The 22,843-nt window shown below is 72.6% G+C and carries 18 protein-coding genes; 5 read left to right on the top strand and 13 right to left on the bottom strand.

What is annotated here, in order from left to right; all coding sequences use genetic code 11:
* Positions 1 to 83: 83 nt before the first annotated feature.
* From ACFV9D_RS37560 to ACFV9D_RS37550, 3 genes are read right to left on the bottom strand one after another with little or no spacing between them, the layout of a single operon-like run.
* Positions 84 to 3,005, bottom strand: a complete 2,922-nt coding sequence (locus tag ACFV9D_RS37560; protein WP_385157128.1) for an NACHT domain-containing protein — start codon at positions 3,003 to 3,005, stop codon at positions 84 to 86.
* A complete protein-coding gene (locus ACFV9D_RS37555; protein ID WP_385157125.1) occupies positions 3,005 to 3,334 on the bottom strand; it encodes a trypco2 family protein in 330 nt (109 codons plus the stop codon). The genes ACFV9D_RS37560 and ACFV9D_RS37555 overlap by 1 nt, the downstream gene beginning before the upstream one ends.
* A gap of 38 nt (positions 3,335 to 3,372) precedes the next feature.
* Positions 3,373 to 6,444, bottom strand: coding sequence for an NACHT domain-containing protein (locus ACFV9D_RS37550; protein ID WP_385157123.1), 3,072 nt, complete (start codon positions 6,442 to 6,444; stop codon positions 3,373 to 3,375).
* 489 nt (positions 6,445 to 6,933) lie between these two features.
* On the opposite strand from ACFV9D_RS37550, the gene ACFV9D_RS37545 reads away from it, so the two are divergent.
* Complete coding sequence (locus ACFV9D_RS37545; RefSeq protein WP_385157120.1) at positions 6,934 to 7,635, top strand: M23 family metallopeptidase; 702 nt, start codon at positions 6,934 to 6,936, stop codon at positions 7,633 to 7,635.
* 14 nt (positions 7,636 to 7,649) lie between these two features.
* Here the strand turns inward: ACFV9D_RS37545 and ACFV9D_RS37540 are convergent, their stop codons facing one another.
* Positions 7,650 to 8,207 (bottom strand): TetR/AcrR family transcriptional regulator, encoded by a 558-nt coding sequence (locus ACFV9D_RS37540; RefSeq protein WP_385157117.1) that lies wholly within the window; start codon positions 8,205 to 8,207, stop codon positions 7,650 to 7,652.
* Positions 8,208 to 8,331: 124 nt separating this feature from the next.
* Here ACFV9D_RS37540 and ACFV9D_RS37535 point away from each other — a divergent pair, with 124 nt between their 5' ends.
* Entirely contained in the window at positions 8,332 to 9,903 is a 1,572-nt protein-coding gene (locus tag ACFV9D_RS37535) for an MDR family MFS transporter (protein WP_385157114.1), read from the top strand.
* 92 nt (positions 9,904 to 9,995) lie between these two features.
* Here ACFV9D_RS37535 and cseC read toward each other — a convergent pair whose 3' ends face one another.
* From cseC to ACFV9D_RS37505, 6 genes are all read right to left on the bottom strand, one after another.
* On the bottom strand, positions 9,996 to 11,312 hold the full coding sequence (cseC, locus tag ACFV9D_RS37530; RefSeq protein WP_385157111.1) for a two-component system sensor histidine kinase CseC: 1,317 nt from the start codon (positions 11,310 to 11,312) through the stop codon (positions 9,996 to 9,998).
* A gap of 12 nt (positions 11,313 to 11,324) precedes the next feature.
* A complete protein-coding gene (gene cseB, locus ACFV9D_RS37525) occupies positions 11,325 to 12,029 on the bottom strand; it encodes a two-component system response regulator CseB (protein WP_385157108.1) in 705 nt (234 codons plus the stop codon).
* An 86-nt stretch (positions 12,030 to 12,115) separates the two neighbouring features.
* On the bottom strand, positions 12,116 to 12,823 hold the full coding sequence (locus tag ACFV9D_RS37520) for a hypothetical protein (RefSeq protein WP_385157105.1): 708 nt from the start codon (positions 12,821 to 12,823) through the stop codon (positions 12,116 to 12,118).
* On the bottom strand, positions 12,811 to 13,374 hold the full coding sequence (locus ACFV9D_RS37515) for a SigE family RNA polymerase sigma factor (RefSeq protein ID WP_361855712.1): 564 nt from the start codon (positions 13,372 to 13,374) through the stop codon (positions 12,811 to 12,813). Before ACFV9D_RS37515 ends, ACFV9D_RS37520 begins: the two co-directional genes overlap by 13 nt.
* Before the next feature lie 179 nt (positions 13,375 to 13,553).
* Positions 13,554 to 14,501, bottom strand: a complete 948-nt coding sequence (locus tag ACFV9D_RS37510) for an A/G-specific adenine glycosylase (protein WP_385157103.1) — start codon at positions 14,499 to 14,501, stop codon at positions 13,554 to 13,556.
* Between the two features lie 22 nt (positions 14,502 to 14,523).
* Positions 14,524 to 15,177 (bottom strand): phosphatase PAP2 family protein, encoded by a 654-nt coding sequence (locus tag ACFV9D_RS37505; RefSeq protein ID WP_385157100.1) that lies wholly within the window; start codon positions 15,175 to 15,177, stop codon positions 14,524 to 14,526.
* Positions 15,178 to 15,336: 159 nt separating this feature from the next.
* Between ACFV9D_RS37505 and ACFV9D_RS37500 the strand changes: the two genes are divergently transcribed.
* Complete coding sequence (locus tag ACFV9D_RS37500) at positions 15,337 to 16,155, top strand: hypothetical protein (protein WP_385157096.1); 819 nt, start codon at positions 15,337 to 15,339, stop codon at positions 16,153 to 16,155.
* A gap of 73 nt (positions 16,156 to 16,228) precedes the next feature.
* Here the strand turns inward: ACFV9D_RS37500 and disA are convergent, their stop codons facing one another.
* On the bottom strand, positions 16,229 to 17,287 hold the full coding sequence (gene disA / locus ACFV9D_RS37495; protein ID WP_329125588.1) for a DNA integrity scanning diadenylate cyclase DisA: 1,059 nt from the start codon (positions 17,285 to 17,287) through the stop codon (positions 16,229 to 16,231).
* Between the two features lie 138 nt (positions 17,288 to 17,425).
* Positions 17,426 to 18,829, bottom strand: a complete 1,404-nt coding sequence (gene radA, locus ACFV9D_RS37490) for a DNA repair protein RadA (protein WP_361855702.1) — start codon at positions 18,827 to 18,829, stop codon at positions 17,426 to 17,428.
* A 184-nt stretch (positions 18,830 to 19,013) separates the two neighbouring features.
* Here radA and ACFV9D_RS37485 point away from each other — a divergent pair, with 184 nt between their 5' ends.
* A complete protein-coding gene (locus tag ACFV9D_RS37485) occupies positions 19,014 to 20,738 on the top strand; it encodes a hypothetical protein (RefSeq protein WP_385157093.1) in 1,725 nt (574 codons plus the stop codon).
* A gap of 170 nt (positions 20,739 to 20,908) precedes the next feature.
* On the opposite strand, the gene ACFV9D_RS37480 is transcribed toward ACFV9D_RS37485, so the two are convergent.
* Complete coding sequence (locus tag ACFV9D_RS37480) at positions 20,909 to 21,757, bottom strand: hypothetical protein (RefSeq protein ID WP_385157090.1); 849 nt, start codon at positions 21,755 to 21,757, stop codon at positions 20,909 to 20,911.
* 40 nt (positions 21,758 to 21,797) lie between these two features.
* Between ACFV9D_RS37480 and ACFV9D_RS37475 the strand changes: the two genes are divergently transcribed.
* The gene (locus tag ACFV9D_RS37475) at positions 21,798 to 22,730 is read left to right on the top strand and encodes a Ppx/GppA family phosphatase (protein ID WP_385157088.1); all 933 of its coding nucleotides are present in this window, start codon (positions 21,798 to 21,800) and stop codon (positions 22,728 to 22,730) included.
* The last annotated feature ends 113 nt before the right edge of the window (positions 22,731 to 22,843 follow it).

The raw sequence follows: 22,843 nt of genomic DNA, 5'->3' as shown, positions 1-22,843 counted from the left end.
CCGTGCGGCGCTCTTTTGGGTCCTGGCGGTTCCTCGGGGGGCGCCCCCTCCGGGTTCTGGCCCCGGCCCCGCCCCTTTTTCCGTCACGGCTCCAGGCTGAGGCGGTCGCCGAAGCCGGTGCGGCCGAGGACGTTCCGCTTGGCGAGACCCTCGACCTTCACTTCGAGGGCGGCGGAGCGCAGGGGTGCCAGATCCAGGCGGTCCCCGTCCGGGACGGGATGGCGCAACGTCAGCCGCCGGAGTCGGGGCAGCCCGGCGATCACCTCCAGGTCGGCGGGGCCGACATGGACGCCGTCGAGCATCAGGGTGACGAGCAGATCGAGCCCGGCCAGGCCGGTGAGGTCCGTCAGCCGTGCGCACCGCTGCAGACCGAGGGCGTCCAGGGTGGGCCCGAACGGCGCGAGCAGCGAGAGATCGGTCAGATGGTGGTTCTGGCTGATCGTGAGCCCGCGCAGCGGGTGATCGACGAGCCGGTCCGCCATCTCCGCCGGGGTGAAGTCGCCCTGCAGGATCAGGTCGGGAGCATGGCGCAGCAGGGGCAGCTGCGCCAGCTGTTCCCGGTTCCTGACGAAGAGCGCGATGCCACCGAGCGGGATGCGGGTCAAGATCTTCCTGGCGTACTCCTCGGCGGGGAACCGAGACCAGTTCATGGCCAGGGTGACGGCGTGATCCTCGTCCGCGTACACGCGGGCGTAGGGAAGGGCGGAGGCGCCGCCGATCTCGCAGATCAGGGGGAGCGTCAGGTTCGGGGCGCCCTTGGTCCGGGCCTCGGGGCCGGGCAGCTGGGGCAGCACGTCGGCGCCCAGTCGGGCCAGCTGGGTCAGCTGGGTGGTGCTGCGTGGCGGCAGCACGGACTTCACCGCCTTGGCGACCCGCTGGTGCAGCGATTCCGAGAGCCAGGCCGCGTGCTGGGCGCACAGGGACGCCAGGACGTACAGCGTCGTCTTCAGGTCCCGGTCCCGGCACCCTGAGCCGGCCGCCAGCAGGCCCTCCACCAGGACCGGCAGGTCACGGCGGGAGCAGTGGCCGGCCGCCAGGAGGAGGACGTCGTGCCACTGCTGCTCCCGCGCGTGGCGCAGGAGCTCCGGTACGAGGTCGTCCTCGACGAACTCCTTCGCCGCCAGGAAGTCCTGGAAGGTCCGGTGCGCGAACTGGAACACGTCGCCGGTCCGCTCCTGGAGCAGGCCGCTGCGGTTGAGGAGGTGGGTGAGGATCTCCTCGGGCGTCCCCTGCGCCCCGACCCGCGGCATCCCCGGCAGCGCGCGGTTCAGCTGGTGCAGCGCCTGCTCCCGGGTGAACTCCGTCTGGCCGCCCCGGACCAGCCAGGCCGCCAGCCGCTGGAGCAGCTGCTGGTGCTCCTCCACCGACATCCGGATGCCGTCGGGGGCGTCGATCCGGCGCCGGTCGTCGCGGGCGCCGAGGAGCATCTGGAGGGCCGAGTCGTACAGCGCCCAGCGCGACTCGGGCAGGAACCCTTCCCGTAACCGGTGGAGCGCGCAGATCACTGCGCACAGCAGCGGGGTGCGGGCGAGGTCGGACAGGGCCGGATTGTGGCGGAACTGCCGGGCGAGGTCCTGTTCGAGCGCGGTCAGCTGCTCGCCGTCCCCGTCGAGCCGCGCCGCCGCGTGCCAGGCGGTGACGAAGGCCTGGATGTCCTGGTCCCGCATGGGCAGCAGGGTCAGTTCCTCGAAGCCCTCGGCGGCCAGCCACTCCGGTTCCACGGCGAGCGGCCGCACGGTCGCCACACAGCGGGTACGGGGGAAACGGGCGAGGAGTCCCGAGAGCCAGGCGTGGGTGGCCTCCCGGTCCTCCTGGGGCACCTCGTCGAGACCGTCGACGAGCAGCAGCGCCCGGCCGCCGGACAGGACCCGCCCGGCCCAGCCGTCGGGCGGCGGGTCGACCATCAGGCCCGCGACGCCGGGGAGCTCGGCGGGGGAGGGGAAGCCGGAGCCGCGGGCCCGGAGCGTCCGGAGAGGGACGACGAACGGCACGAGGCCGTTCAGCTCGGCGAGTCGGGGGCCCAGGGTGCCGGCGGCGGCGTGGGCGGCGAGCCACCAGACGAGCGTGGTCTTTCCGGCGCCTGCGTCGCCGCGGAGGAGGACGCGGGGGCGGGAGGCGAGGAGTTCGTCGATGCGCTGGGCCGGCGCGGTGACGGGTGCGGCCTCGGGGTCCCTGGAAGTGGCCTCCAGGGAGAGATAGGCGGTGTCCAGGTCCCAGGAGGAGGCGTGCCGGCCGAGTTCGTCCAGGCCGAAGATCCGGGTGCGGCGGTAGGCGGCCGCGACGGCCTCGCCGTACTCCTGCTCGTACGGCGAATCGGTCGCGCTGTGCCGGGTGAGGGCGGTGAGCGAGGGGAATCCACGGCCGGTGGCCTGGGTGAACGCGACGAGGAACTCGCCGTTCGCGGCGATGGCGCGTAGGGGCACGCACTCCACCCGCCGGTGGCCGCGCCCGCGGGGGACCTCCCTGACGATGCCGAGCAGCCCGTCTCCGGCGACGACGGGCCCTCCGGACAGCCCGGCGAGAGGCGAGGCGCCGTCGTCGGCACGCTCGGTGGCCGGGGGCACGTCGCACTCGAAGACCATGGTGCGGCGGATGAGCCCGGCGAGGGGGAGGACCGTGCCCGTGTACTGGTCGCTCTCCAGCTTGCGTCCCTCTTCGTACCGCTGGACGCGGGGGTAGCCGAGGATCTCGCAGCCGGGCAGCGGCCGGTCGGTGGCGAGCATGCTGATCTTCGGCCGGTACTGGTTGCCGCCAGGGTGGACCAGGTTCTCCGGGGCCTGGAGGAGCGCCGCGTCCAGCCGCTGGTCCGACCAGATCACCTGGCACAGGACCCGCTCGCTCCGGCCGGGAACGGACACCCAGGCCGTATAGGCGCTCCCCAGCACATGGGAGCAGGTGAGGACGGTGTGCCCGGAGAGCAGCACACCACTTCCCTGCCGCCCTTGGTGTTCGGAGTGGACGGCGACGGGGAGCCGTACGGAGGGGCTCGGCGTGATGCCCACCATCAGCGCGCCGGCCCGGCACCGAAGTCGGAGGTGTCCCCGGCGTCGTCGTTGCCGACGAGCCAGGGCCCGTTCGTCGCCGCGTTGCGTGGCTTGAGGGTGAACGAGACCCGGTGCGTCTCGCCCCGCGCCCGCGAGGCGTCGGCTCCGGCCTCGACGACCCAGGCCTTGACCTTGGTCCCGCCCTTCACCTCCTTGCGGAGTTCGATCGTGAACTCCATTTCGATGTCGCCCACTTCGAAGGCGACGGGCTTTCCGGTGGCACGGGTGGCGGCGTCGACGAGTTGATCGCGCACGGACTCGATGGCGTCGGCGAGCTCGATGTCGGTCATGATCGTGAACGTACCCGGGGAGGGCGGGGGCGGTCAGCTCATGTGCGGACTTCGACGGTGGGGGCGAGGTGTTCCGTGCCGGTGAAGCCGAGGCCTGTCCCGCTGATGAGGGTCAAGTGCTTCAGGCCGGCCAAAGGAGCCACGTCCTGTTCCCTGCCGATCGGGCCCTGCCGCAGGGAGAGCTTCCGAAGACCGGGGAAGACCTCGGCCACCTTGTCGAAGGGTGCGTCGGTTTCGGCCAGGTACAGCGTCAGCAGGTCGATCTGCGGCAGCCGGAGGAGGTCGGGGACATCGAGGAGAGTCGAGGACCGGACGTGGAGGGTGCGCAGGCTGGTGAGTGACGCGATCCCGCGCCAGTCCTCTGCGGTCAGCAAGGGCGCCTGCCGGAGAATGATCAGCCGCAGCTCCGGGAGGCGGGCGAGCGAGCCGAATCCCTCGTTGGGGGCGGCGGAGGCGATGAGACTGATCACGCTGTCGGACCTGAGGCAGGTCTCGGCCGACCACGAGTCCCACTGGGCGACGTTGAGGTCCCGGGCCTCGGCGAACAAGGGGGCGAGCGCCGCCAGCCCTTGGTCCGAGAGGCCCGGGCGGAGATCGAGGCCGGAGGGCCGCAGCCCCAGTCGTACGAGTTCTCCGGCCTGCTCGTCGGAGCCGATGGTGAAGAACAGATCTGTCGCGTCGAGGCGGGCGATGATCTCGTCGGCGTACGCGCGCGTGTCGAACCGGCGCCAGGCCCACATGAGTTGGGAGCGGACCAGCATGTCCGGATGGTCGGCGAACCGGGCGAGGTAGGGCAGGGCGGCGTCGGCCTCGATGTGGGAGGCGGTCACCACGGCCATCTGCGCATCCCGGTCGTCGAGGCCTTCAGGTCCGGGCAGCAGGTCCAGTACCGCCGCGCCCACCGAAGCGAGTTCACGCGCCTCCGCGCTCTCGCGCGGCGGGATCACCTCCGCCGTCCGCGCCAGGATCCGCTCCCGGATCTCCGGTGCCACCTCCGTCGCGTGGTCCAGCGCCGTCGCCGCCACCACCAGCACCCTGAGCTGCGTACGGCGGTCCGGCGCCGCGTCCGCCGCCGCCAGCAACTCGTCGAAGATCTCCACGCATTCGCGCGGGCGGGCGTGGCCGACGGCCATGCGGATGACGTCCTCCCATTGGTCGTCCGCCGCGTGCTGGACGAGGACGCCGATGTCCCAGCGGTCCACGAGGGCCTTCGCCGCGAGGTAGTCCTGGAAGGTGCGGTGCACGAAGTCGACCGTGTCGGCGGTCGGTTCGCGCAGGAGGCCGCTGCGGTGGAGGAGGTGGGTGAAGACCGCGCCGGGTTCGTACGCCGCCGCCTCCGTGATCGCCGGCGCGGCCTCCCGTACGACCGACTCCGCGTGCGAACGGTCCATCGTCGTGCGGCCGTTGAGCGTCAGCCAGTACGCGATCCGCTGGATCAGCTGGATCTGCGGGGCCTCGCCCAGCTCGATCCCGTACGGCGTGCCCATGTCCCGCTCACGGTCCCGGCGCGAGAGGAGCATCGAGAGCGCCGCGTCGTACAGCGCCTTCCGGCCGCGCGGCAGGAAGCCCCGGCGGCTGCGGTGCAAGGCGCAGATCAGGCCGCACATCAGGGGGTTGGTCGCGAGCTGGGCCACGTCCGCCGTCGTGCGCAGGGCGTCGAGGAGGAGCTGCTCGTACGGTGCGGCCTCCGGCCCCGCCGCCCGGTGCCAGCGGCGGACGAAGGTGGTGACCTCGGCGGCGGACATGGGGGCGAGGGTGAGTTCGGCGAAGCCCTCGGATCCCAGCCAGTCGTCGCGTACGGCGGTGGGCCGGGAGGTCACGAGCCAGCGGTTGCCGTCGTAGGAGTCGAGGAGGTCGCGGAGCCAGCGGCGGGCCCGGTCGCGCTCGGCCTCGGGGATCTCGTCGATGCCGTCGACGAGGATCAGCCCGCGCCCGGCGGCGAGGACCCGGTCGGCCCAGCCCTCGGGCGGGGAGAGCGGGCAGTCGACGGCGGAGAGGAAGCGGTCGGGGGCGGGGAGCCGCTCGCCGTGGCGGGTGAGGGTGCGGAGGGGGAGGACGAAGGGGATCCGGTGGCGGAGGTACGCCATGCCGTCCGCGAGGTCCTCGCGGGTGGCCGAGACGGCCAGCCACTGGACGAGGGTCGTCTTGCCGGAGCCGGCCATTCCACGCAGGAGCACCTTGTCGTGCCGGGCGAGGGCGAGGTCGGCGCGGCCGCCCAGGTCCATGGCGCGGAGCAAGCGGTCCGCGGCCACGTTCACGGCGTTGCGCTGCTCGGCCGACATCGCCATCAGTGCCGAGAGCGCGGTCGGAAGGTCCGAGGCTCTTGCCAGGACGACTGCCGCGGCATGCTCCCCCTGGGGGAGGAGCTCCGCGAGTGACGGGTCCGCCCCGCTCCCCGCCCCCGTCGCCTCCAGCGACAGGTACGCCACGTCCAGCGGCCACCTCTCCGGCGCGTCCCGGAGCTCGACCCCGTAGATCGTGAGGCTGCCGTGCTTCTTCGCCACGTACGCCAGGTAGCGCCGCTCGAACTCCGCGTCCCGCGCGTCCACGCGCGGGGTGCGGCGGATGACCTCGTCGACCTTGGCGTTCAGCTCCGCCTGGCCGCGGGTCTGCTCCACGAGCGTGCGGGCCACGAACGTGGGCCGCTGGGTGAAGAACTCGAGGATCTGGACGCAGGACCACTCGAGGAGCGTGTCGAGGAAGAGGACGGAGTCCGCCGACAGGCCGTCCGGGGGCGGGGCCGCCGCGCGCAGGGCCCGGGCGAGGGCCGTGGGGCCGAGCCGAACCGCCTGGACGTCGTCCATGTCGAGGTCGCCGAGGGCGAGCAGGGTGGTGGTCAGGGTGTCGGTGAGCGCCTCGGCTTCGTCGGCGGGGAAGGGCGGCTCGCCGGGGCCCGCCACGGCTCGCTCGACGAGGGTGGCGGCGAGCTTGCGGACGTCCTTCTCCGTCAGGGTGCGCTTCTCGCCGCGGAAGGAGACGAGCCCGGAGAGCCGTACGGGCTTGCGCGTACCGGTGAGGCCGGCGCCGGGGCCGTCCTTGACCAGCAGTTTTCGTAGCAGCGGGCCCATCGCGGACGAGGCCAGTCGCATGCCGATGAGTGCTGGATCCACGTGCGTCCCCCGAAGCAGCCGTGCTCGTTGTCGATCGTCGTCAGCGTAGTGCGGGACGTGATCCAAAGGGCGCCGGTTGCGTGACCCAGGTCCCATTCAGGGGGCGAGCGCCGTGACAAGGCGCACAGGCGTTTCGAGGGGTACTAGCCGGAATAGTGCTGGCGTTTGGTGCTCTTTCGGGACGTTCCGGACTCCTGGCTCGGGACTTTGGTCCCGGGAGGGGTCGAACCGTGCGGGAAGTGCCCTGATGGTCCGTTTCGGGCGCGGGCGACGTGCGGATAAACCGCTTCTCTTGGGCCGGTTTGTCCGATTTCGAAGGTGGGGGTCCGGGGTCGTCAAGGTCTGAACTTCCCGGGAGATCGCTACGACGCAATGTCGTAGATGGGGTGTTTTACGCCGGATGGGGGTCCGGGTTACCAAGGATGAGCAACAGCCCGCCCGGCGCACCGCTCGCGGCGGGTCCCGTTCTTCCCGGAGGTTTTCCCCCGTATGTCGAAGCGCGTCATGAACCCCGCCGCCCGTATCACCGCCGTCGCCCTCGCCACTGCGGGTCTGGGAGCGTCGCTGGTGGCCGGAGCAGGGTCCGCCTTCGCCGTCGAGGGCAAGGCCGCCACCATCGCGACTGCCGCGACGGGTGCGTCCGCTGCCGTCGCCGCGCAGGCCGATGCCCAGGCGCAGGCCGCCACCAAGGCCGCTGCCGTCAAGGCCGCCGCTGCCAAGGCGACTGCCGCCACGACCGTGAAGGTCGCCCCGGTCGCCGCCAAGAAGGCCCCGTCCTGGGTCAAGCCGGTCGGCTCCTACACGCTGACCGCCAGCTTCAACCAGGGCGGCGCCATGTGGGCCCACAAGCACTCCGGCCAGGACTTCGCCGTCCCGGTCGGCACCCCGGTCAAGGCCGCCGGCGCCGGCACCGTCGTGAAGGCCGGCCCGAACGGCGGCGGCGACGGTCCCGCGTACGGCAACGCCATCGTCGTCAAGCACGCCAACGGCAAGTACTCGCAGTACGCGCACCTGTCGAAGATCAACGTGCACATCGGCCAGAAGGTCGCCGCCGGCCAGAAGATCGCCTCTTCCGGCAACACCGGCAACTCCTCCGGCCCGCACCTGCACTTCGAGATCCGTACGACCCCGAACTACGGCTCCGCCCTCAACCCGGCCGCGTTCCTGCGTTCGGTGGGCGTCACCATCTGACCTGTACGGACTCCCTACGGCGCGTGATGCGCCTGAGTGAGCAGATCGAGGGCGACCTCGAGGACGGCTTCGTGCTTCTCCTCGAGGTCGCCCTCGACGTTGTCCATGAAGAACGTGCCGGCGTGCAGGGTGAAGATCGCGCTCACGCAGCGCACCCGGTCGGCCATCGCGAAGTCCGGCTCCTGCACCAGGCCGGTCAGCTCGATCATGCGCTCCTTGAAGGTCAGGCCGATGCTCAGCTCGCGCACCGTGGCCTGGTTCTCCTGCATGAAGCGGAACAGCGGGGCCGCGTCCTGCAGGGCCCGCTGGTATCGGCGCAGGATCTCCCGCCGCGTCTCCAGGGTGCGGGGCTGCGCGTTCGCCCAGGCGATCAGCTCGTCCATGGGGCGGGTGAGGTCCTGGAAGAGCCCGATCAGGATGTCTTCCTTGGTCTTGAAGTGGTAGTACAGCGCCGCCTTCGTGACGTCGAGCCGCTCCGCGATCTCGCGCAGGGAGGTCTTCTCGTAGCCCTGCTCGGCGAAGAGTTCGAGAGCCACGTCCTGGATGCGCTGGCGGGTGTTGCCTCTGGCCATGGTCTGCTCGCTCCCACACACGTTTACTTACTTGACGCCCGGCTAGTTTCGCGTCTACCGTCCCCAGTGTAGTAACTAGCCGGTCGGCAAGTAAGCGCCCAGTCGGGTGCCGGGAGCAGGGGACATGACGACGACACCGGAACCGAAGACGGCCCAGGGGGCGGAGCAGCCGCGCAGTGTCCGCGTCGTCCTTCTCGCCCTGATGATCGCGATGCTGCTCGCGATGCTCGACAACATGATCATCGGCACCGCCATGCCGACGATCGTCGGCGAGCTCGGCGGCCTGGCCCACCTCTCCTGGGTCGTCACCGCGTACACGCTGGCCACCGCCGCCTCCACCCCCATCTGGGGCAAGCTCGGCGACATGTTTGGCCGCAAGGGCGTCTTCCTCACCTCGATCGTGATCTTCCTGATCGGCTCGGCGCTCAGCGGCATGGCGCAGGACATGGGCCAGCTCATCGGCTTCCGTGCCGTCCAGGGCCTCGGCGCCGGCGGTCTGATGGTCGGCGTCATGGCGATCATCGGCGACCTGATCCCGCCCCGTGAGCGCGGCAAGTACCAGGGCATGATGGCCGGCGTGATGGCGCTCGCCATGATCGGCGGACCGCTGGTCGGCGGCACCATCACCGACCACTGGGGCTGGCGCTGGTCCTTCTACATCAACCTGCCGCTCGGCGCCGTCGCCCTCGCGATGGTCACCGCGGTGCTCCACCTGCCCAAGAAGGAGCGCGACCGCTCCACCCGGATCGACTTCCTCGGCGCCGCGCTGCTGACCGTCGGCATCACCGCGATCGTCCTGGTCACCACCTGGGGCGGCACGGAGTACGCCTGGGGCTCCGCGACCATCGTGGGCCTCTCGGTCGCCGGTGTCGCCGCGCTCGCCGCGTTCCTCTGGGCCGAGACCCGCGCGAGCGACCCGGTCGTGCCGCTGCACATCTTCCGGAGCCGGAACTTCACGCTCATGTCGGTGATCGGCTTCCTCACCGGCTTCGTGATGTTCGGCGCGGTCCTCTTCCTGCCGCTCTTCCAGCAGTCCGTGCAGGGCGCCTCGGCCACCAACTCCGGCCTGCTGCTCCTGCCCATGCTGCTGTCGATGATGGTTGTCTCGCTGGTCTCCGGCCGGATCACCACCAACAGCGGTAAGTACAAGATCTTCCCGATCATCGGCTCGGCGCTGATGGTGATCGGCCTGTTCCTGCTCGCCCAGATGGACACCGGCACCTCCCGCCTCACCTCCGGGATCTACATGGCGGTGCTCGGCGCCGGCATGGGCTTCCTGATGCAGATCACGATGCTCGTCGCGCAGAACAGCGTCGAGATGAAGGACATGGGCGTCGCGTCCTCCGCGACCACCCTCTTCCGCACCCTCGGCTCCTCCTTCGGCGTCGCGATCATGGGCGCGCTCTTCACGAGCCGCGTCCAGGACGAGATGGCGGCGCGCGGTGGCTCGGAGCTGACCCAGCAGTCCGCCCAGCTCGACGCGGCCTCCCTGGCGAAGCTGCCCGCCGCGCTGCGCGAGGCGTACCAGTACGCGGTGTCCGCCGGCACCCACTCCGCCTTCCTGGTCGGCTCGGCGGTCGCGGTCGTCGGCTTCGTCCTCGCCTTCCTGGTCAAGGAGGTGGCCCTGCGGGGCGCCGGACCGGCGGCGAAGCCGCAGGCCACGGACGAGGCGCCGAAGGTCTCCGAGACCGTCTGATCCACGCACGTACGCGAGAGGCCCCGACACACCAGGTGTGCCGGGGCCTCTCACGTAACGGCGGGGCCTCTCCCGTACCAGCCGTCCGCCCGCTAGTCCGCGAACTTGATCATCGGGAAGCTGCCGGTGTTCGTCGGCGCGTGGTCCGGGAGCCAGAGCACCGCGATCGCCCCGCCCGCCCCCTCCGGGGTGCCCTCGGGCGCCGCGTTGCGGAACGTCAGCCGGGCCCCGAGGACCCGGGCCTGCCCCGCCGCGATCGTGAGCCCGAGCCCGTGGCCCTGGCCCGCGCGGTCGCTCGCACCGGTACGGAAGCGGCTCGGGCCCTCGCGGAGCAGCGCCTCGGGGAAGCCGGGGCCGTGGTCCCGGACCCGTACCACCCGGCCCTCGACCGTCACCTCCACCGGCGGCTTGCCGTGCTTGGCCGCGTTCGCGAGCAGGTTGCCCAGGATGCGCTCGAGGCGGCGCGGGTCGGTGTTCACCCAGGACTCGTGGACGACGTGCACGACGGCGTCCGGGTCGAGCGCCCGCACCCGGCGTTCCACGAACTCGCCGAGCGCGATCTCCTGGAGCTCGGCCCGCTCCGACGCGCTGTCGAGCCGGGCGACTTCCAATACGTCCTCGACCAGGGTCCGCATGGCCTGGGCCCGGTCCCGTACGAGCTCGGTGGGGCGCCCGGGCGGCAGCAGCTCCGCCGCCGTGAGCAGACCGGTCACCGGGGTGCGCAGCTCGTGCGCGATGTCGGCGGTGACCCGGCGCTCGGCCTCGATCCGCTCCTGCAGGGCGTCGGTCAGGGCGTCCACCGCGCGCGCCAGCTCGTCGGTCTCGTCGCGGACGACTCCGCCGATCGCGTCCCGTACCCGTACGTCGGTGTTGCCCTGCGCGACCTTGCCGGCCGCCGCTGCGGCCTTCCGCAGCCGACGCGAGAGCTGGCCGCCGATGAGCACGCCGAGCGCGCAGCCGCCGAACACGACCGAGACCGAACCGATGACCAGAGCCCGGTCGAGATCCTTCATGATCGCCGTGGAGCGGTCGGCGAAGGGGATGTGCAGCGACAGCACGTCACCGTTGGCGAGCGGCACGGCCGCCCAGACGTCCGGCGGACCGCCGTGGCTGTGCTCCTGGACGTACGTACCGCGCCGCTTGTCCCGCATGAGCTGGTCCAGCTGCGGCGGCAGCATCGGGTCGTTGATCTTGGTGCCGAACCGTGGCTCCTTCGGCTTGGAGCTCTCGTACATCCGCTGCGCGAAGAGCAGCCGTTCCATCTGCACCTCGCGCGCGTTGTCGAGCATCGAGACGCGCGCCGAGTTGTGGACGACGAGGCTGAGGGTGACCGCGATCAGCGCGCCCACGGCCGCGATGGCGACGGCGATCTTCCAGCGGACCCCCGTACGGAGTGCGAGCGGCTTCACCAGTGCGCTGCCCTATGCCTTGAGCTTGTAGCCGAAGCCGCGGACCGTCTCGATCCGGTCCTGGCCGATCTTGGTGCGCAGCCGCTGGACGTGGACGTCCACCACGCGCGTGTCGCCGCCCCAGCCGTAGTCCCAGACCCGCTCCAGGAGCTTGTCCCGGGACAGGACCGTGCCCGGCGCGGACGAGAACTCCAGCAGCAGGCGCATCTCCGTCGGGGTGAGACCGACGGGCGCACCGCCCTTGCGGACCTCCATGCCCTCGGTGTCGACCTCCAGGTCGCCGAAGACCAGCACCGGGCCCTCGGGCGCGTCGCCGCGGCCCGCCTCGCCGGCCGCCGGGCCGCCGGCGTGCCCGAAACGGCGCAGCACGGCCCGGATCCGTGCCACGAGCACGGACCCGTCGAAGGGCTTGGTCACGTAGTCGTCGGCCCCGGCCTCGAGGCCCAGGACGACGTCGATGGAGTCGGCGCGCGCGGACAGCATGATCACCGGCACGGTCGACTCGTCACGGATCCGGCGGCACAGGCTGACGCCGTCCATGCCCGGCAGCATCACGTCGAGCAGCGCGATGTCGGGCCGGTCGGCCCGGAACGCCTCGAGCCCGGACAGCCCGTCCGGCATGGCGGTCACCGCGAAGCCGTCCCGCTCCAGGGCGAGCTGGGTGGCTTCGCGGATGACGTCGTCGTCCTCGACGAACAGCACATGGGTCTCGGCCATCGCGTGCCTTCCTGCCTTCCGTTCCGCTGTGTCCGCGGGTTTCGCCGGTCCTGCCGGTTCCGCCGGTCCTGCTGGTTCCGCTGCGTTCAGTTGCCGCTCGGCGCGGTCGTCGGGGGGCCGTCGATGCCTCCGTCGCCGAGCGCGCGGCTGTAGTCGTTGTGCACCCAGTCGTGCTGGCTGAACTTGCTGCCCGCCCAGCGGTAGGTGATCACGTCCTCGCCCGAGGGGTACGCCACCGGGTCGCCCTTGGCGTACACCTGCTTCGTCACGACGAGGTCGCCCCGGTCGATCGTGGCGTAGACCGCGGCGTCCTCGGCCATGAAGACGTTCTTGTACTCGCCGCTCTCCTCGCGGTACACGTACGTGCCGATGCCGACGGCATCGCCGCAGGTCATCACGTTGACGACGACATCGGGCGAGGTTCCGCCGGTCAGGTTCCCGTAGGAGGTGTCCACCGGGTACGCGTCCGCGACGCACGGCTTCAGATCGCCCTTCAGGCGCTCGCCGATCTTCGGGTCGGCCTTGATGAGCGCGATCGGGTCGACCCGCTTGGCGGGCATCTGCCCGGAGGAGGCCGAAGGGGACGGGGCCGGGGCGGCCGAGGCCACCTCGTCGGCGCGGGCGGCTCCCTCGTCCCGGGATCCCGTACCGCCGGTGGAACAGGCGGTCAGGAACAGCCCGACGGCGACGAGCCCGGCCAGTGCCGTGGTGCTCGTCGCCGGGACGATCCAGCGAGGCCGCGGGCCGCCGGGCCCGTGGTCGTCGCCGTCGTGTCTGGCACCTAGGCCGCGCACCGGTCCTGCCCCCGTTCGTCACGTCGTACGGTCGAGCGCTCCAGAGCACGGGCGTCGTCGACGCCGCGGCTCTCCAGTTCCTGACGCAGTCGGGCCAGTGCGCGGTGGAGCGTGGACTTCACCGTACCCGTCGACATGCCGAGCGCGGCCGCGGTCTCCTCCGTGCTCATCTGTTCCCAGTGCCGCAGGACGACCACACTGCGCTGCTTCGGCGCGAGCACCTTGAGGATGTCCATGAGCAGGGCCCGGTCCGCGTGCTGCTCGGTGGCGTCGTCGACGGACGCGTCGGGCAGCTGCTCGGTGGGGACCTCGTCGAGCTTGCGGGCCCGCCACCACTCCGTGCGCGTGTTGATCATCACCCGGCGGAGGTACGCGTCGGCGAGCGACTTGTCGGCGATGCCGTCCCAGCGCCCGTACGTCCGGACCAGCGCCGTCTGCAGCAGGTCCTGCGCATCGACGGGGTCCGGGACGAGACGGCGCGCGCTGCGCAGCAACGCGTCCTGCCGAGTGCGGACGTACTCCTCGAAGTCGAGCACCTCGCCATGCGACATCCCGAACCGCCTCCGAACCCCGTGACCAGCCTGTTTGCCTTACGTCGACGAAGTTACGGAGCTGTTGTCACGAGGCTGTCCGGGGCAGCCGTCGGCGGATGCACGGCTGCCCATCGGTTGTGTAACAGGGGCGTTTGATGGGTAGGAAGGTCCGTTCGGCCTCAGGAGCGTCGGGCGCCTCAGGACTGCGGCAGGCGGTACAGGCCGCCCTCCAAGGGCTCGACCAGGCCGTCGGCGACCAGGCCGTCCAGGGCGCGGGTCCGTTGCATCGGCTCGTCCCAGACCGCGTCCAGCGCGGACTGCGGCACCGCGCCCACCGCCTCCCTGAGCACGGCGAGCAGCCGGCCGCGCACCTGACGGTCCGTGCCCGCGTACGTCTGGCCGCGCCGGGGCGGCCCGTCGTGGGCCGGCTTGCCCGCGAGCCGCCAGACGCAGCTGTCGGCGATCGGGCAGCGCCCGCAGTCCTCGTTCTTCGCCGTGCAGACCAGCGCTCCCAGCTCCATCGAGGCGGCCGCCCAGCGGGCCGCCGTCCCCTCGTCCTCCGGCAGGAGCGCCCGCGCGAGCCTGCGCTCGGCAGCGGTCGTGGCGTTCGGCGGGTACTGGACCCCGGTGGCCGCCCGGGCGAACACCCGGCGGACGTTGGTGTCGAGCACCGGGTGCCGCTGCCCGTACGCGAACGAGGCCACGGCCGCCGCCGTGTACTCCCCGATCCCGGGCAGCGCCAGCAGCGCGGCGTGCGCGCTCGGTACGTCTCCGCCGTGCCGCTCCGTTATGGCGACGGCCGCCGCGTGCAGCCGCAGCGCGCGCCGCGGATAGCCGAGCCTGCCCCAGGCGCGCACGGCCTCGCCGGGGGCGTCGGCCGCCAGGTCGGCGGGCCGGGGCCAGCGCGCGAGCCACTGCTCGTACACCGGCAGGACCCGCACGACCGGAGTCTGCTGGAGCATGAACTCGCTGACCATCACCCCCCACGCCCCCGCCTCGGGGCGGCGCCAGGGCAGGTCGCGGGCGTGCCGGTCGAACCAGGCGAGGACGGGCCCGTGCAGCTCGGCGGGGGCCGGGGCGGACGCCGGGGAAGGCGCCGCGACAGGAGCGTCGAACACAGGGGTGGAGGCATCGATGGAAGTCATGGCACCTCCGATCCTGGCACGTTCAGTGCGCGCCGTGGCGCACGCCCTCGGGGCGCGTGGAGGCGCGCGGGCGTGGCCCGCGCCCCGCGCACCACACCACTGCGCCGTTGCGGCTCGACCGGGCCGTCTCCACGAGCGCCCGGACGGGCCGGGTCGCGGCCTTGACGGTCAGGAACGCCACCGCGCCGCCGAGCAGCAGGCCGACCGTCACGTCGTGCGGGTAGTGGACGCCGACGAAGACCCGGGAGAACGCCATGAGGAGCGCCATCGGCAGGGTCAGCCACACGATCCCGCGCCAGGCGAGCGCGAGCGCGACCGCCGCCGCGCCGGCGATGGCGGCGTGGTTGCTGGGGAAGGACCAGTCGCCGGTCGGCGGGCACGGCACGAGTGAGGCGGGGGCGCCCGCGACGGCCCGGCACGGACGCTCCTCGTCCACCAGTGTCTTGAGCGCCTCGCTCACCACATAGCCGAACGCGGTCGCGAGCGGGGCGAGGAGCGCGAGCGCCATCGCACCGCCCGACCCGGACCTGGCCCGCCACCAGCCGGCCACGAACAGCACGCCGAAGAGAAGCAGTCCGGCCTCCGTCCACACCTCGGCGAACTGTTGGAACCAGTGCGGGGTGGAGTGGGCGAAGTCCGTGACGTCGAGATAGAGGTCGTCCGAGAGGTTGTCCATGGTCGGCGACGCTATGCGGCGCCCTGCGCCCGGCACCCGTACCGAAGGACCACGACGACCCCCTACGAAAGTGGGGTGTATGTGATCATCGGCAAAACTTGATGTCTGGGGCGGCGGGTGGGGCGGGAGTTGGCGCCGATCTCTCGTAAGGTTCGTGGCGTGGGATCACTGCGCAATCCGGTCGGGCCGCTTCCCTCCTCCATCTACTGGCGACGGAGGGCGGTCGCGCTGTGCCTGATCGCCCTCATGGCACTGATCGCCATCTGGGCCGTCACCTCCGGTGGCGGTGGCGGGAAGAAGGCGAACGACGCCGCCAACGGCTCCTCTCCCGCGCCCTCGATCACTCCCGGACCTTCCGGTTCCGGTCCCGCGATCAGTGAACAGCCGGGCGGACGGGACGAGTCGGGTGAGTCGGGCGAGTCCGGCGAGAACTCCGGAGGCGATGGCGGCGACGGAGGTACGGGCGGAGCGGACGCCGGCACCGAGGGCGGCGGCAAGAACGGCGACACGGACGGCGGGGGCGGCGACGGCGGCGCGGGTACGGGCGCGGGGCAGCAGGTTCCGGCCAATTCTCCGCTGCCGAACTGCGCTCCCGGCACGCTGCAGTTGACCCTCCGCAGCGCCCAGGTCTCCTACGCGCCGGGCGAGAAGCCCCGCTTCCACCTGGTCGCCAAGAACACCTCGGCCGTGGACTGCAAGGCCGATCTCGGCCCGAAGAACGCGGTCCTGACGGTCAGTGACGCCAAGGACGACGACGTCTGGTCGTCCCAGCACTGCCCCCGCCCGGCCGGCGGCGTGCTGCTCCGGATCCCGGCGCGCTCGGCGATCACGCACACCGTGGAGTGGGACCGCGGCCGGAGCGCCCCGCAGTGCGCCACCGCCCCGGCGGGCCCGGTGGGACCGGGGACGTACCTGGTGGAGGCGACGATGCCGGGCGTGAAGGTCCTGCCGGCCTCGTTCACGCTGGCCAAGGACTGACGGACCGACGATACGAGGGAGGGGCCGTACGGGAATCTCCGTACGGCCCCTTCTCGTGCCCGTGTGCGTGCGGCTAGACGTACCGCTCCAGGATCGAGGACTCCGCGAGCCTGGACAGGCCCTCGCGGACGCTGCGCGCCCGGGCCTCGCCGACGCCGTCGACGGTCTGCAGGTCGTCCACGCTGGCCGCGAGCAGCTTCTGCAGCCCGCCGAAGTGCTCCACGAGCCGCTCGATGATCGCACCGGGCAGCCGCGGGACCTTGGCGAGGAGCCGGTAACCGCGCGGGGAGACCGCGGAGTCGAGGGTCTCGGGGGAACCGCTGTAGCCCAGGGCCCGCGCCACGATGGGCAGTTCGAGAAGCTCGGCGTGGGTGAGCGCGTCGAGCTCGGTGAGCGCCTCGGCGACCGTGCGAGAGCGCTTGGCCGTCGGCTCGGGCACGTAGTCGCGGATGACGAGCTCGCGCTCGGGCTCCACGCCCGCGATGAGCTCGTCGAGCTGGAGGGAGAGCAGCCGGCCGTCGGTGCCGAGCTCGACGACGTACTCGGCGATCTCGGTGGCGATCCGCCGGACCATCTCAAGCCGCTGGGCGACGGCCGTGACGTCCCGGACGGTCACCAGGTCCTCGATCTCCAGGGCGGAGAGCGTGCCGGCGACCTCGTCGAGACGGAGCTTGTACCGCTCCAGGGTCGCGAGCGCCTGGTTGGCGCGGGAGAGGATCGCGGCCGACTCCTCCAGGACGCGGCGCTCGCCGTTCACGTAGATGGCGATGAGCCGCATCGACTGGGAGACGGAGACCACGGGGAAGTTGCACTGCTTGGAGACCCGGTCCGCGGTGCGGTGGCGGGTGCCGGTCTCCTCGGTGTGGATGGAGGCGTCCGGCACGAGCTGGACACCGGCCCGGTGGATCTTGGAGATGTCCTTGTCGAGGACGAGCCCGCCGTCGAGCTTGCACAGCTCGCGCAGCCGCGTCGCGGTGAATTCGACGTCCAGCACGAAGCCGCCGGTGCACATCGAGTCCACCGTCTTGTCCATGCCGAGCACGATCAGACCACCGGTGTTGCCCCGCAGAACGCGCTCGAGGCCGTCGCGCAGTGCGGTGCCGGGAGCGACCGCGCTGAGGGCCGCGCGCATCAGCGCTTCGTTCCCGTCCTTGGCTGCCACTGCACTCCTCCGGCTCGTACGGATGGGCGAGACCAGGGCAAAGTCTAGCGACACCGCCCCGCGCCCCTCTGCCGCGCGCCGGAGCGCACCCTCTCCGCGCCCCGTGCGCTACCCGTCCTCGCCCTTGGGAGCCGCCGCCCGGCGGCTCCTCGGCAACACCCGCAACGCGTCCCCCATGTCCGCCACCTCTGTCACCTTCATGCCCGCCGGCACCTTCCCCGGGTCCGTGGGGACCAGCGCGTGGGTGAACCCGAGCCGGTGCGCCTCGGCCAGGCGCCGCTGCACGCCCGTGACCCGGCGGACCTCGCCCGCGAGCCCCACCTCGCCGATCGCGACCAGGTTCTTCGGCAGCGGGGTGTCGCTGGCGGCCGAAGCGAGCGCGAGCGCGATCGCCAGGTCGGCGGCCGGCTCGGAGAGCTTCACACCGCCCACCGTCGCCGAGTAGATGTCCCGCTTGCCGAGCGCGCTGATCCGGCCGCGCTGCTCGAGGACGGCCAGCATCATCGAGACCCGGGAGGTCTCCAGGCCGGACGTGGTCCGGCGCGGCGACGGGATCTGGGAGTCGACCGTGAGCGCCTGGACCTCGGCCACGAGCGGCCGGCGGCCCTCCAGGGTGACCGTCAGACAGGTGCCCGGCACGGCGACGTCGCGGCGGGTCAGGAACAGCCCGGAGGGGTCGGCCAGGCCCGTGATCCCCTCGTCGTGCAGCTCGAAGCAGCCGACCTCGTCCGTCGCCCCGTACCGGTTCTTCACGCCGCGGACCAGCCGCAGGCGCGCGTGCCGGTCGCCCTCGAAGCTCAGGACGACGTCGACCAGGTGCTCGAGCAGGCGCGGTCCCGCGATGGCCCCGTCCTTGGTGACGTGGCCGACCAGCAGCGTGGACATGCCCCGCTCCTTGGAGGCCCGGATCAGCGCGCCGGCGACCTCGCGCACCTGGGCCATGCCGCCCGGCGCGCCGTCGATCTCCGGGGAGGCGACGGTCTGCACCGAGTCCATGATCAGCAGCGAGGGCTTCACGGCGTCGAGGTGACCGAGGACGGCGGACAGGTCGGTCTCGGCGGCGAGGTACAGATGGTCGTTCAGCGCGTTGATCCGGTCGGCCCGCAGCCGTACCTGGCTCGCGGACTCCTCGCCGGTCACGTACAGCGTGCGGTGCTCGTCGCTCGCGGCCTTCGCGGCGACGTCGAGCAGCAGCGTGGACTTGCCGACGCCCGGCTCGCCGGCGAGCAGGACGACCGCGCCGGGCACCAGCCCCCCGCCGAGGACCCGGTCCAGCTCGTCGACGCCGGTGGAGCGCGCCGTCGCCTGCCGGCCGTCGACCTGGCCGATGGGCAGCGCGGCGGTGGAGACACGGCCGGCGGCGGTGGTGCGGACGGCGGGCGCGCCGTACTCCTCGACCGTCCCCCAGGCCTGGCACTCGGGGCAACGGCCGAGCCATTTGGCGGTCGTCCAGCCGCACTCGGTGCAGCGGTAGGACGGCCTGTCCTTGGCGGATTTCGTACGGGCAGCCATGCACCGAACCGTAGCGGGCCGCACTGACAACGGGTGCGGAGCCGGGAGCCCGCCCTCCCGGAGGGGGTCGCCCGGCGGCGGAATGCGACGTTCCTGTCCCCTTTTGAGGGATACCTTCACCCGTAAGGATTAAAAGTGTTCAACCGGTACGAAGAGTCCGCCTACTCCTGCCTACGGTCGCCCAGTGACGAGCAGCAGGCTGGAATCCTCCACACACACCACCGGCGCACACCGGGCGCATCGGCGGGCGGTCGAAGGCCCTCGGACCATCGGCCAGCACCCGCCCGCCCGCTACGAGGCGTATCTGGACGGCCTGTTCACGTACTGCCTCTCCGTGCTCTGCGACCACGACGCCGCGACCGCCGTCCTCGGCGACGTCCTCGCCGTCGCCGAACGCCAGCACAGCCGCTGTCCGTCCGACGAGGGCGGGCGCAGGGCCTGGCTCTACGCGCTGGCCCGCTGGGCCTGTCTGCGCAGCCTCGGTGAGCAGCGCCGCAAGCGACAGGGCGCGCACACGGGCCGTCCCGTCGTCGCCGCCCCGGAGCCGCCGAGGGTCTCCGAGGAGGTCGCCGAGCACCGACGCGCGGAACTGGCCCTGCTCGCCTGGCCCGAGGCGGCCGGCACCACCCCCGAGCAGCGCGAGGCCCTGGAACTCGCCGTCCGGCACGGTCTCGGCCACCGCGAAGTCGCCGCCGTGCTCTCCCTCGACCCCCTCGCCGCCCGGGAGCTGCTCTCCTCGGCCGCCTGCGAGGTCGAACGCACCCGGGCCGCGCTCGCGGTCGTCGAGACCGGGAACTGCCCCACCGTCGCCCGGCTCACCGGCGACCACCAGGTGCTGCTCTCGGCGGCCCTGCGCGCCGAACTCGTCCGCCATGTCGACGACTGCCCGCGCTGCCGCAGGGCCGCCGAGCGGGCGGGCGCGGGCGGCCCGTGGCCCGGCGCGACGGCGGTCTCCCCGGCCAGGCTCCCGCTGGTCGAGGCGCCGAGGGCGGCCGCGTACGTGGCCATGCTGCACGTCCCACGCGCGCGTGCAGGCGCCCCGCGCTTCGGGCCGTCCGGTTTCCCGATGGACCCCAAGGACCACGCGGCCCGGCGCGACCGGATGCGGGCCCGCGCGGTGACGACCACCGTCGTGGCGGCCGTGGTGGCGGCCCCCGTGCTCGCCCTGTGGGCCTCGTACCGCGGCGGTCCGATGACGGGGGAGGGCGGCCGCGCGGGCGCCCCGGTCACCGCGCGCGAGGCGGACGAACCGGCGGGCCTCGACGGCACCCCGTACGACCGCTACGAGAACGCGGGCAACGCCCACACCACCCCCGACAGCCGCTTCACCCAGGGCAGCCGCTCCCCGGACGTCTCGGTCGAGGTGATCAGCCCCGGCGGGCCGGTGGCGCCCTCCCTGCCGGGCCAGCCCGGCGCAGGCCGGATCACGGTCGCCGCGCACGGCGACGGCGACACCACCCTGCTCACGCTGACCAACTCCGGAGGCTCCCCCGCCGACTGGTCGCTGTGGTCGGACGCGCCGTGGCTGTACGTGAGCCAGGCAACCGGCACCCTGCGGCCGGGCGAGTCGGTGACGGTCCGGATCAGCGTCGACCACGCGCGCGAGCCCGCCGGCTCCTGGTCCGCGCGGGTCGGGGTGAACCCCTCGGGCGCGGCGGTGCGGATCGACGGCCGCGGGGCGGGCACCTCGCCGCCCCCGACGACGGAGGAGCCCCCTCCGACGACGGATCCGACGACCCCGCCGCCGACGACGGATCCGACGACCCCACCGCCGACGACGGAGGAACCGCCCCCCACGACGGATCCGACCACCCCGCCGCCGACGACGGAGCCGACCCCCACGGACGACCCCTCACCATCCACGGACCCGGGAACGCCGAGCGGCTCGGACTCCCCACCGACGCCGTAGACCGGGCGGCGGCGGCCGCGCGCGGGTCGTCCACCGCGGCGCGGTCGGTCACCCCGGGCCTCTCGGTCTCCCCGGGCCTGTCGGTCACCCGGGCCCGTCGCTCTCCCCGGGGCTGTCGGTCACCCGGGCCCGTCGCTCACCCCGGTCAGTCGCGGCGGGCGGGCGGTCGGCTAGCGCGGCGTCGGGTCCGCCGGGTGCGGGGCGAGCAGCGGCAGCTGGGAGGCCAGACGGGCCTCGCACAGCTCCACCAGCACCTCGTACGCCGCCTTGCCCATCAGCTCCGTCAGCTCGGGCCGGTACGTCACGTACACGGGTTCCCCCGCCCCGTGCGCCGACGTCGCCGAGGTGCACCACCAGTGCAGGTCGTGGCCGCCCGGGCCCCAGCCACGCCGGTCGTACTCGCCGATCGAAACCTGGAGGATCTTGGTGTCGTCGGGCCGCTCGATCCAGTCGTACGTCCGGCGCACCGGCAGCTGCCAGCAGACGTCCGGCTTGGTCTCCAGCGGCTCCTTGCCCTCCTTGAGCGCCAGGATGTGCAGCGAGCAACCGGCGCCGCCCGCGAACCCGGGGCGGTTCTGGAAGATGCAGGACCCCTCCCAGCGGCGGGTCTGCCGGTCGCCGTCCTCGTCGAGCTGCGTCCAGCCCGTCTCCGTGCCGACGTCGTGGAACTGCCACAGCTCCGGCGTGAGCCGGTCCACGTAGGAGGCGACCCGCTTCTCGTCGTCCTCGTCGGAGAAATGGGCGCCCAGCGTGCAGCAGCCGTCGTCGGCGCGGCCTGCCTGGATCCCCTGGCAGCCGCTGCCGAAGATGCACGTCCAGCGCGAGGTGAGCCAGGTCAGGTCGCAGCGGAAGACCTGCTCGTCGTCGGCGGGGTCGGGGAACTCGACCCAGGCGCGCGGGAAGTCGAGGCCCTTCTCGTCCGGTTCGCCCGGGCCGGAGGCCCCGCCCTGCTTCTTGGAGGTCTTGTGAGCCTTGGCAGTGCTGTCTTTGCCCGGCTTCGCCTTTTTCGTCTTTGGCACACGCCAAGCGTATGCGCGCGGGAGCAGTAGCGTTCCGTCCATGAGACTCGGAGTCCTCGACGTCGGTTCGAACACAGTGCATCTGCTGGTGGTGGACGCCCACCCCGGCGCCCGCCCGCTGCCCGCCCACTCCCACAAGGCGGAGCTGCGGCTGGCGGAGCTCCTCGACGAGGGGGGTGCGATCGCTCCCGGCGGCGTCGAGCGGCTCATCGCGACCGTGCGCGACGCCCTGCAGGCCGCCGAGGACAAGGGCTGCGAGGAAGTCCTGCCGTTCGCGACCTCCGCGGTGCGCGAGGCGACGAACGCCGACGCCGTCCTGGCCCGGGTGAAGGACGAGACCGGCATCGACCTCCAGGTCCTCACCGGCGAGGAGGAGGCCCGGCTCACCTTCCTGGCCGCCCGCCGCTGGTTCGGCTGGTCCGCGGGCAAGCTGCTGCTCCTCGACATCGGCGGCGGTTCGCTGGAGATCGCGTACGGCATCGACGAGGAACCGGACGCGGCGGTCTCGCTGCCGCTGGGCGCGGGACGGCTGACCTCCGGCTGGCTGCCCGGCGACCCGCCCGACGCCTCGGACGTACGGGCGCTGCGCCGCCACGCGCGCGCCCAGATCGCCCGTACGGTCGGAGAATTCAGCCGCTTCGGCAAGCCCGACCACGTGGTCGCCACGTCCAAGACGTTCAAGCAGCTCGCCCGGATCGCCGGATCGCCCGGCTCCGAGAAGGGGCTGTACCTGCGGCGCGTCATGACCCGCGCGTCCCTGGAGGAGTGGGTCCCCAAGCTCTCCGCCATGACGGCCGACCAGCGCGCCGCCCTCCCGGGCGTCTCGGAGGGCCGCGCACCCCAGCTGCTCGCGGGGGCGCTGGTGGCGGAGGGGGCGATGGACCTCTTCGGCGTCGGCGAACTGGAGATCTGCCCCTGGGCACTGCGCGAGGGCGTGATCCTGCGCCGGCTCGACCACCTCCCGGAGGAGTAGCGGTGGGGGCCGGGGGGGGGGCCCCCCCCCCCCGGCCCCCCCCCCCCCCCCCCCCGGGCGCCGCCCCCCCCCCCCCCCCGCGGGGCCCCCCCCCCCCCCCCCCCCCCCCCCCC

Source organism: Streptomyces sp. NPDC059875 (genome assembly GCF_042731085.1).
In the GTDB taxonomy this organism is placed as follows: domain Bacteria; phylum Actinomycetota; class Actinomycetes; order Streptomycetales; family Streptomycetaceae; genus Streptomyces.
The sequence above is the reverse complement of the archived record's forward strand: the minus strand, read 5'-3'. Positions and strand labels throughout refer to the sequence as shown.

Coding starts and splice junctions, on each gene's coding strand:
- ACFV9D_RS37560 (WP_385157128.1), bottom strand. CDS start 3,005: ATGGTGGGCATCACGCCGAGCCCCTCCGTACGGCTCCCCGTCGCCGTC.
- ACFV9D_RS37555 (WP_385157125.1), bottom strand. CDS start 3,334: ATGACCGACATCGAGCTCGCCGACGCCATCGAGTCCGTGCGCGATCAA.
- ACFV9D_RS37545 (WP_385157120.1), top strand. CDS start 6,934: ATGTCGAAGCGCGTCATGAACCCCGCCGCCCGTATCACCGCCGTCGCC.
- ACFV9D_RS37540 (WP_385157117.1), bottom strand. CDS start 8,207: ATGGCCAGAGGCAACACCCGCCAGCGCATCCAGGACGTGGCTCTCGAA.
- ACFV9D_RS37535 (WP_385157114.1), top strand. CDS start 8,332: ATGACGACGACACCGGAACCGAAGACGGCCCAGGGGGCGGAGCAGCCG.
- cseB (WP_385157108.1), bottom strand. CDS start 12,029: ATGGCCGAGACCCATGTGCTGTTCGTCGAGGACGACGACGTCATCCGC.
- ACFV9D_RS37515 (WP_361855712.1), bottom strand. CDS start 13,374: ATGTCGCATGGCGAGGTGCTCGACTTCGAGGAGTACGTCCGCACTCGG.
- ACFV9D_RS37510 (WP_385157103.1), bottom strand. CDS start 14,501: ATGACTTCCATCGATGCCTCCACCCCTGTGTTCGACGCTCCTGTCGCG.
- ACFV9D_RS37505 (WP_385157100.1), bottom strand. CDS start 15,177: ATGGACAACCTCTCGGACGACCTCTATCTCGACGTCACGGACTTCGCC.
- disA (WP_329125588.1), bottom strand. CDS start 17,287: ATGCGCGCGGCCCTCAGCGCGGTCGCTCCCGGCACCGCACTGCGCGAC.
- radA (WP_361855702.1), bottom strand. CDS start 18,829: ATGGCTGCCCGTACGAAATCCGCCAAGGACAGGCCGTCCTACCGCTGC.
- ACFV9D_RS37475 (WP_385157088.1), top strand. CDS start 21,798: ATGAGACTCGGAGTCCTCGACGTCGGTTCGAACACAGTGCATCTGCTG.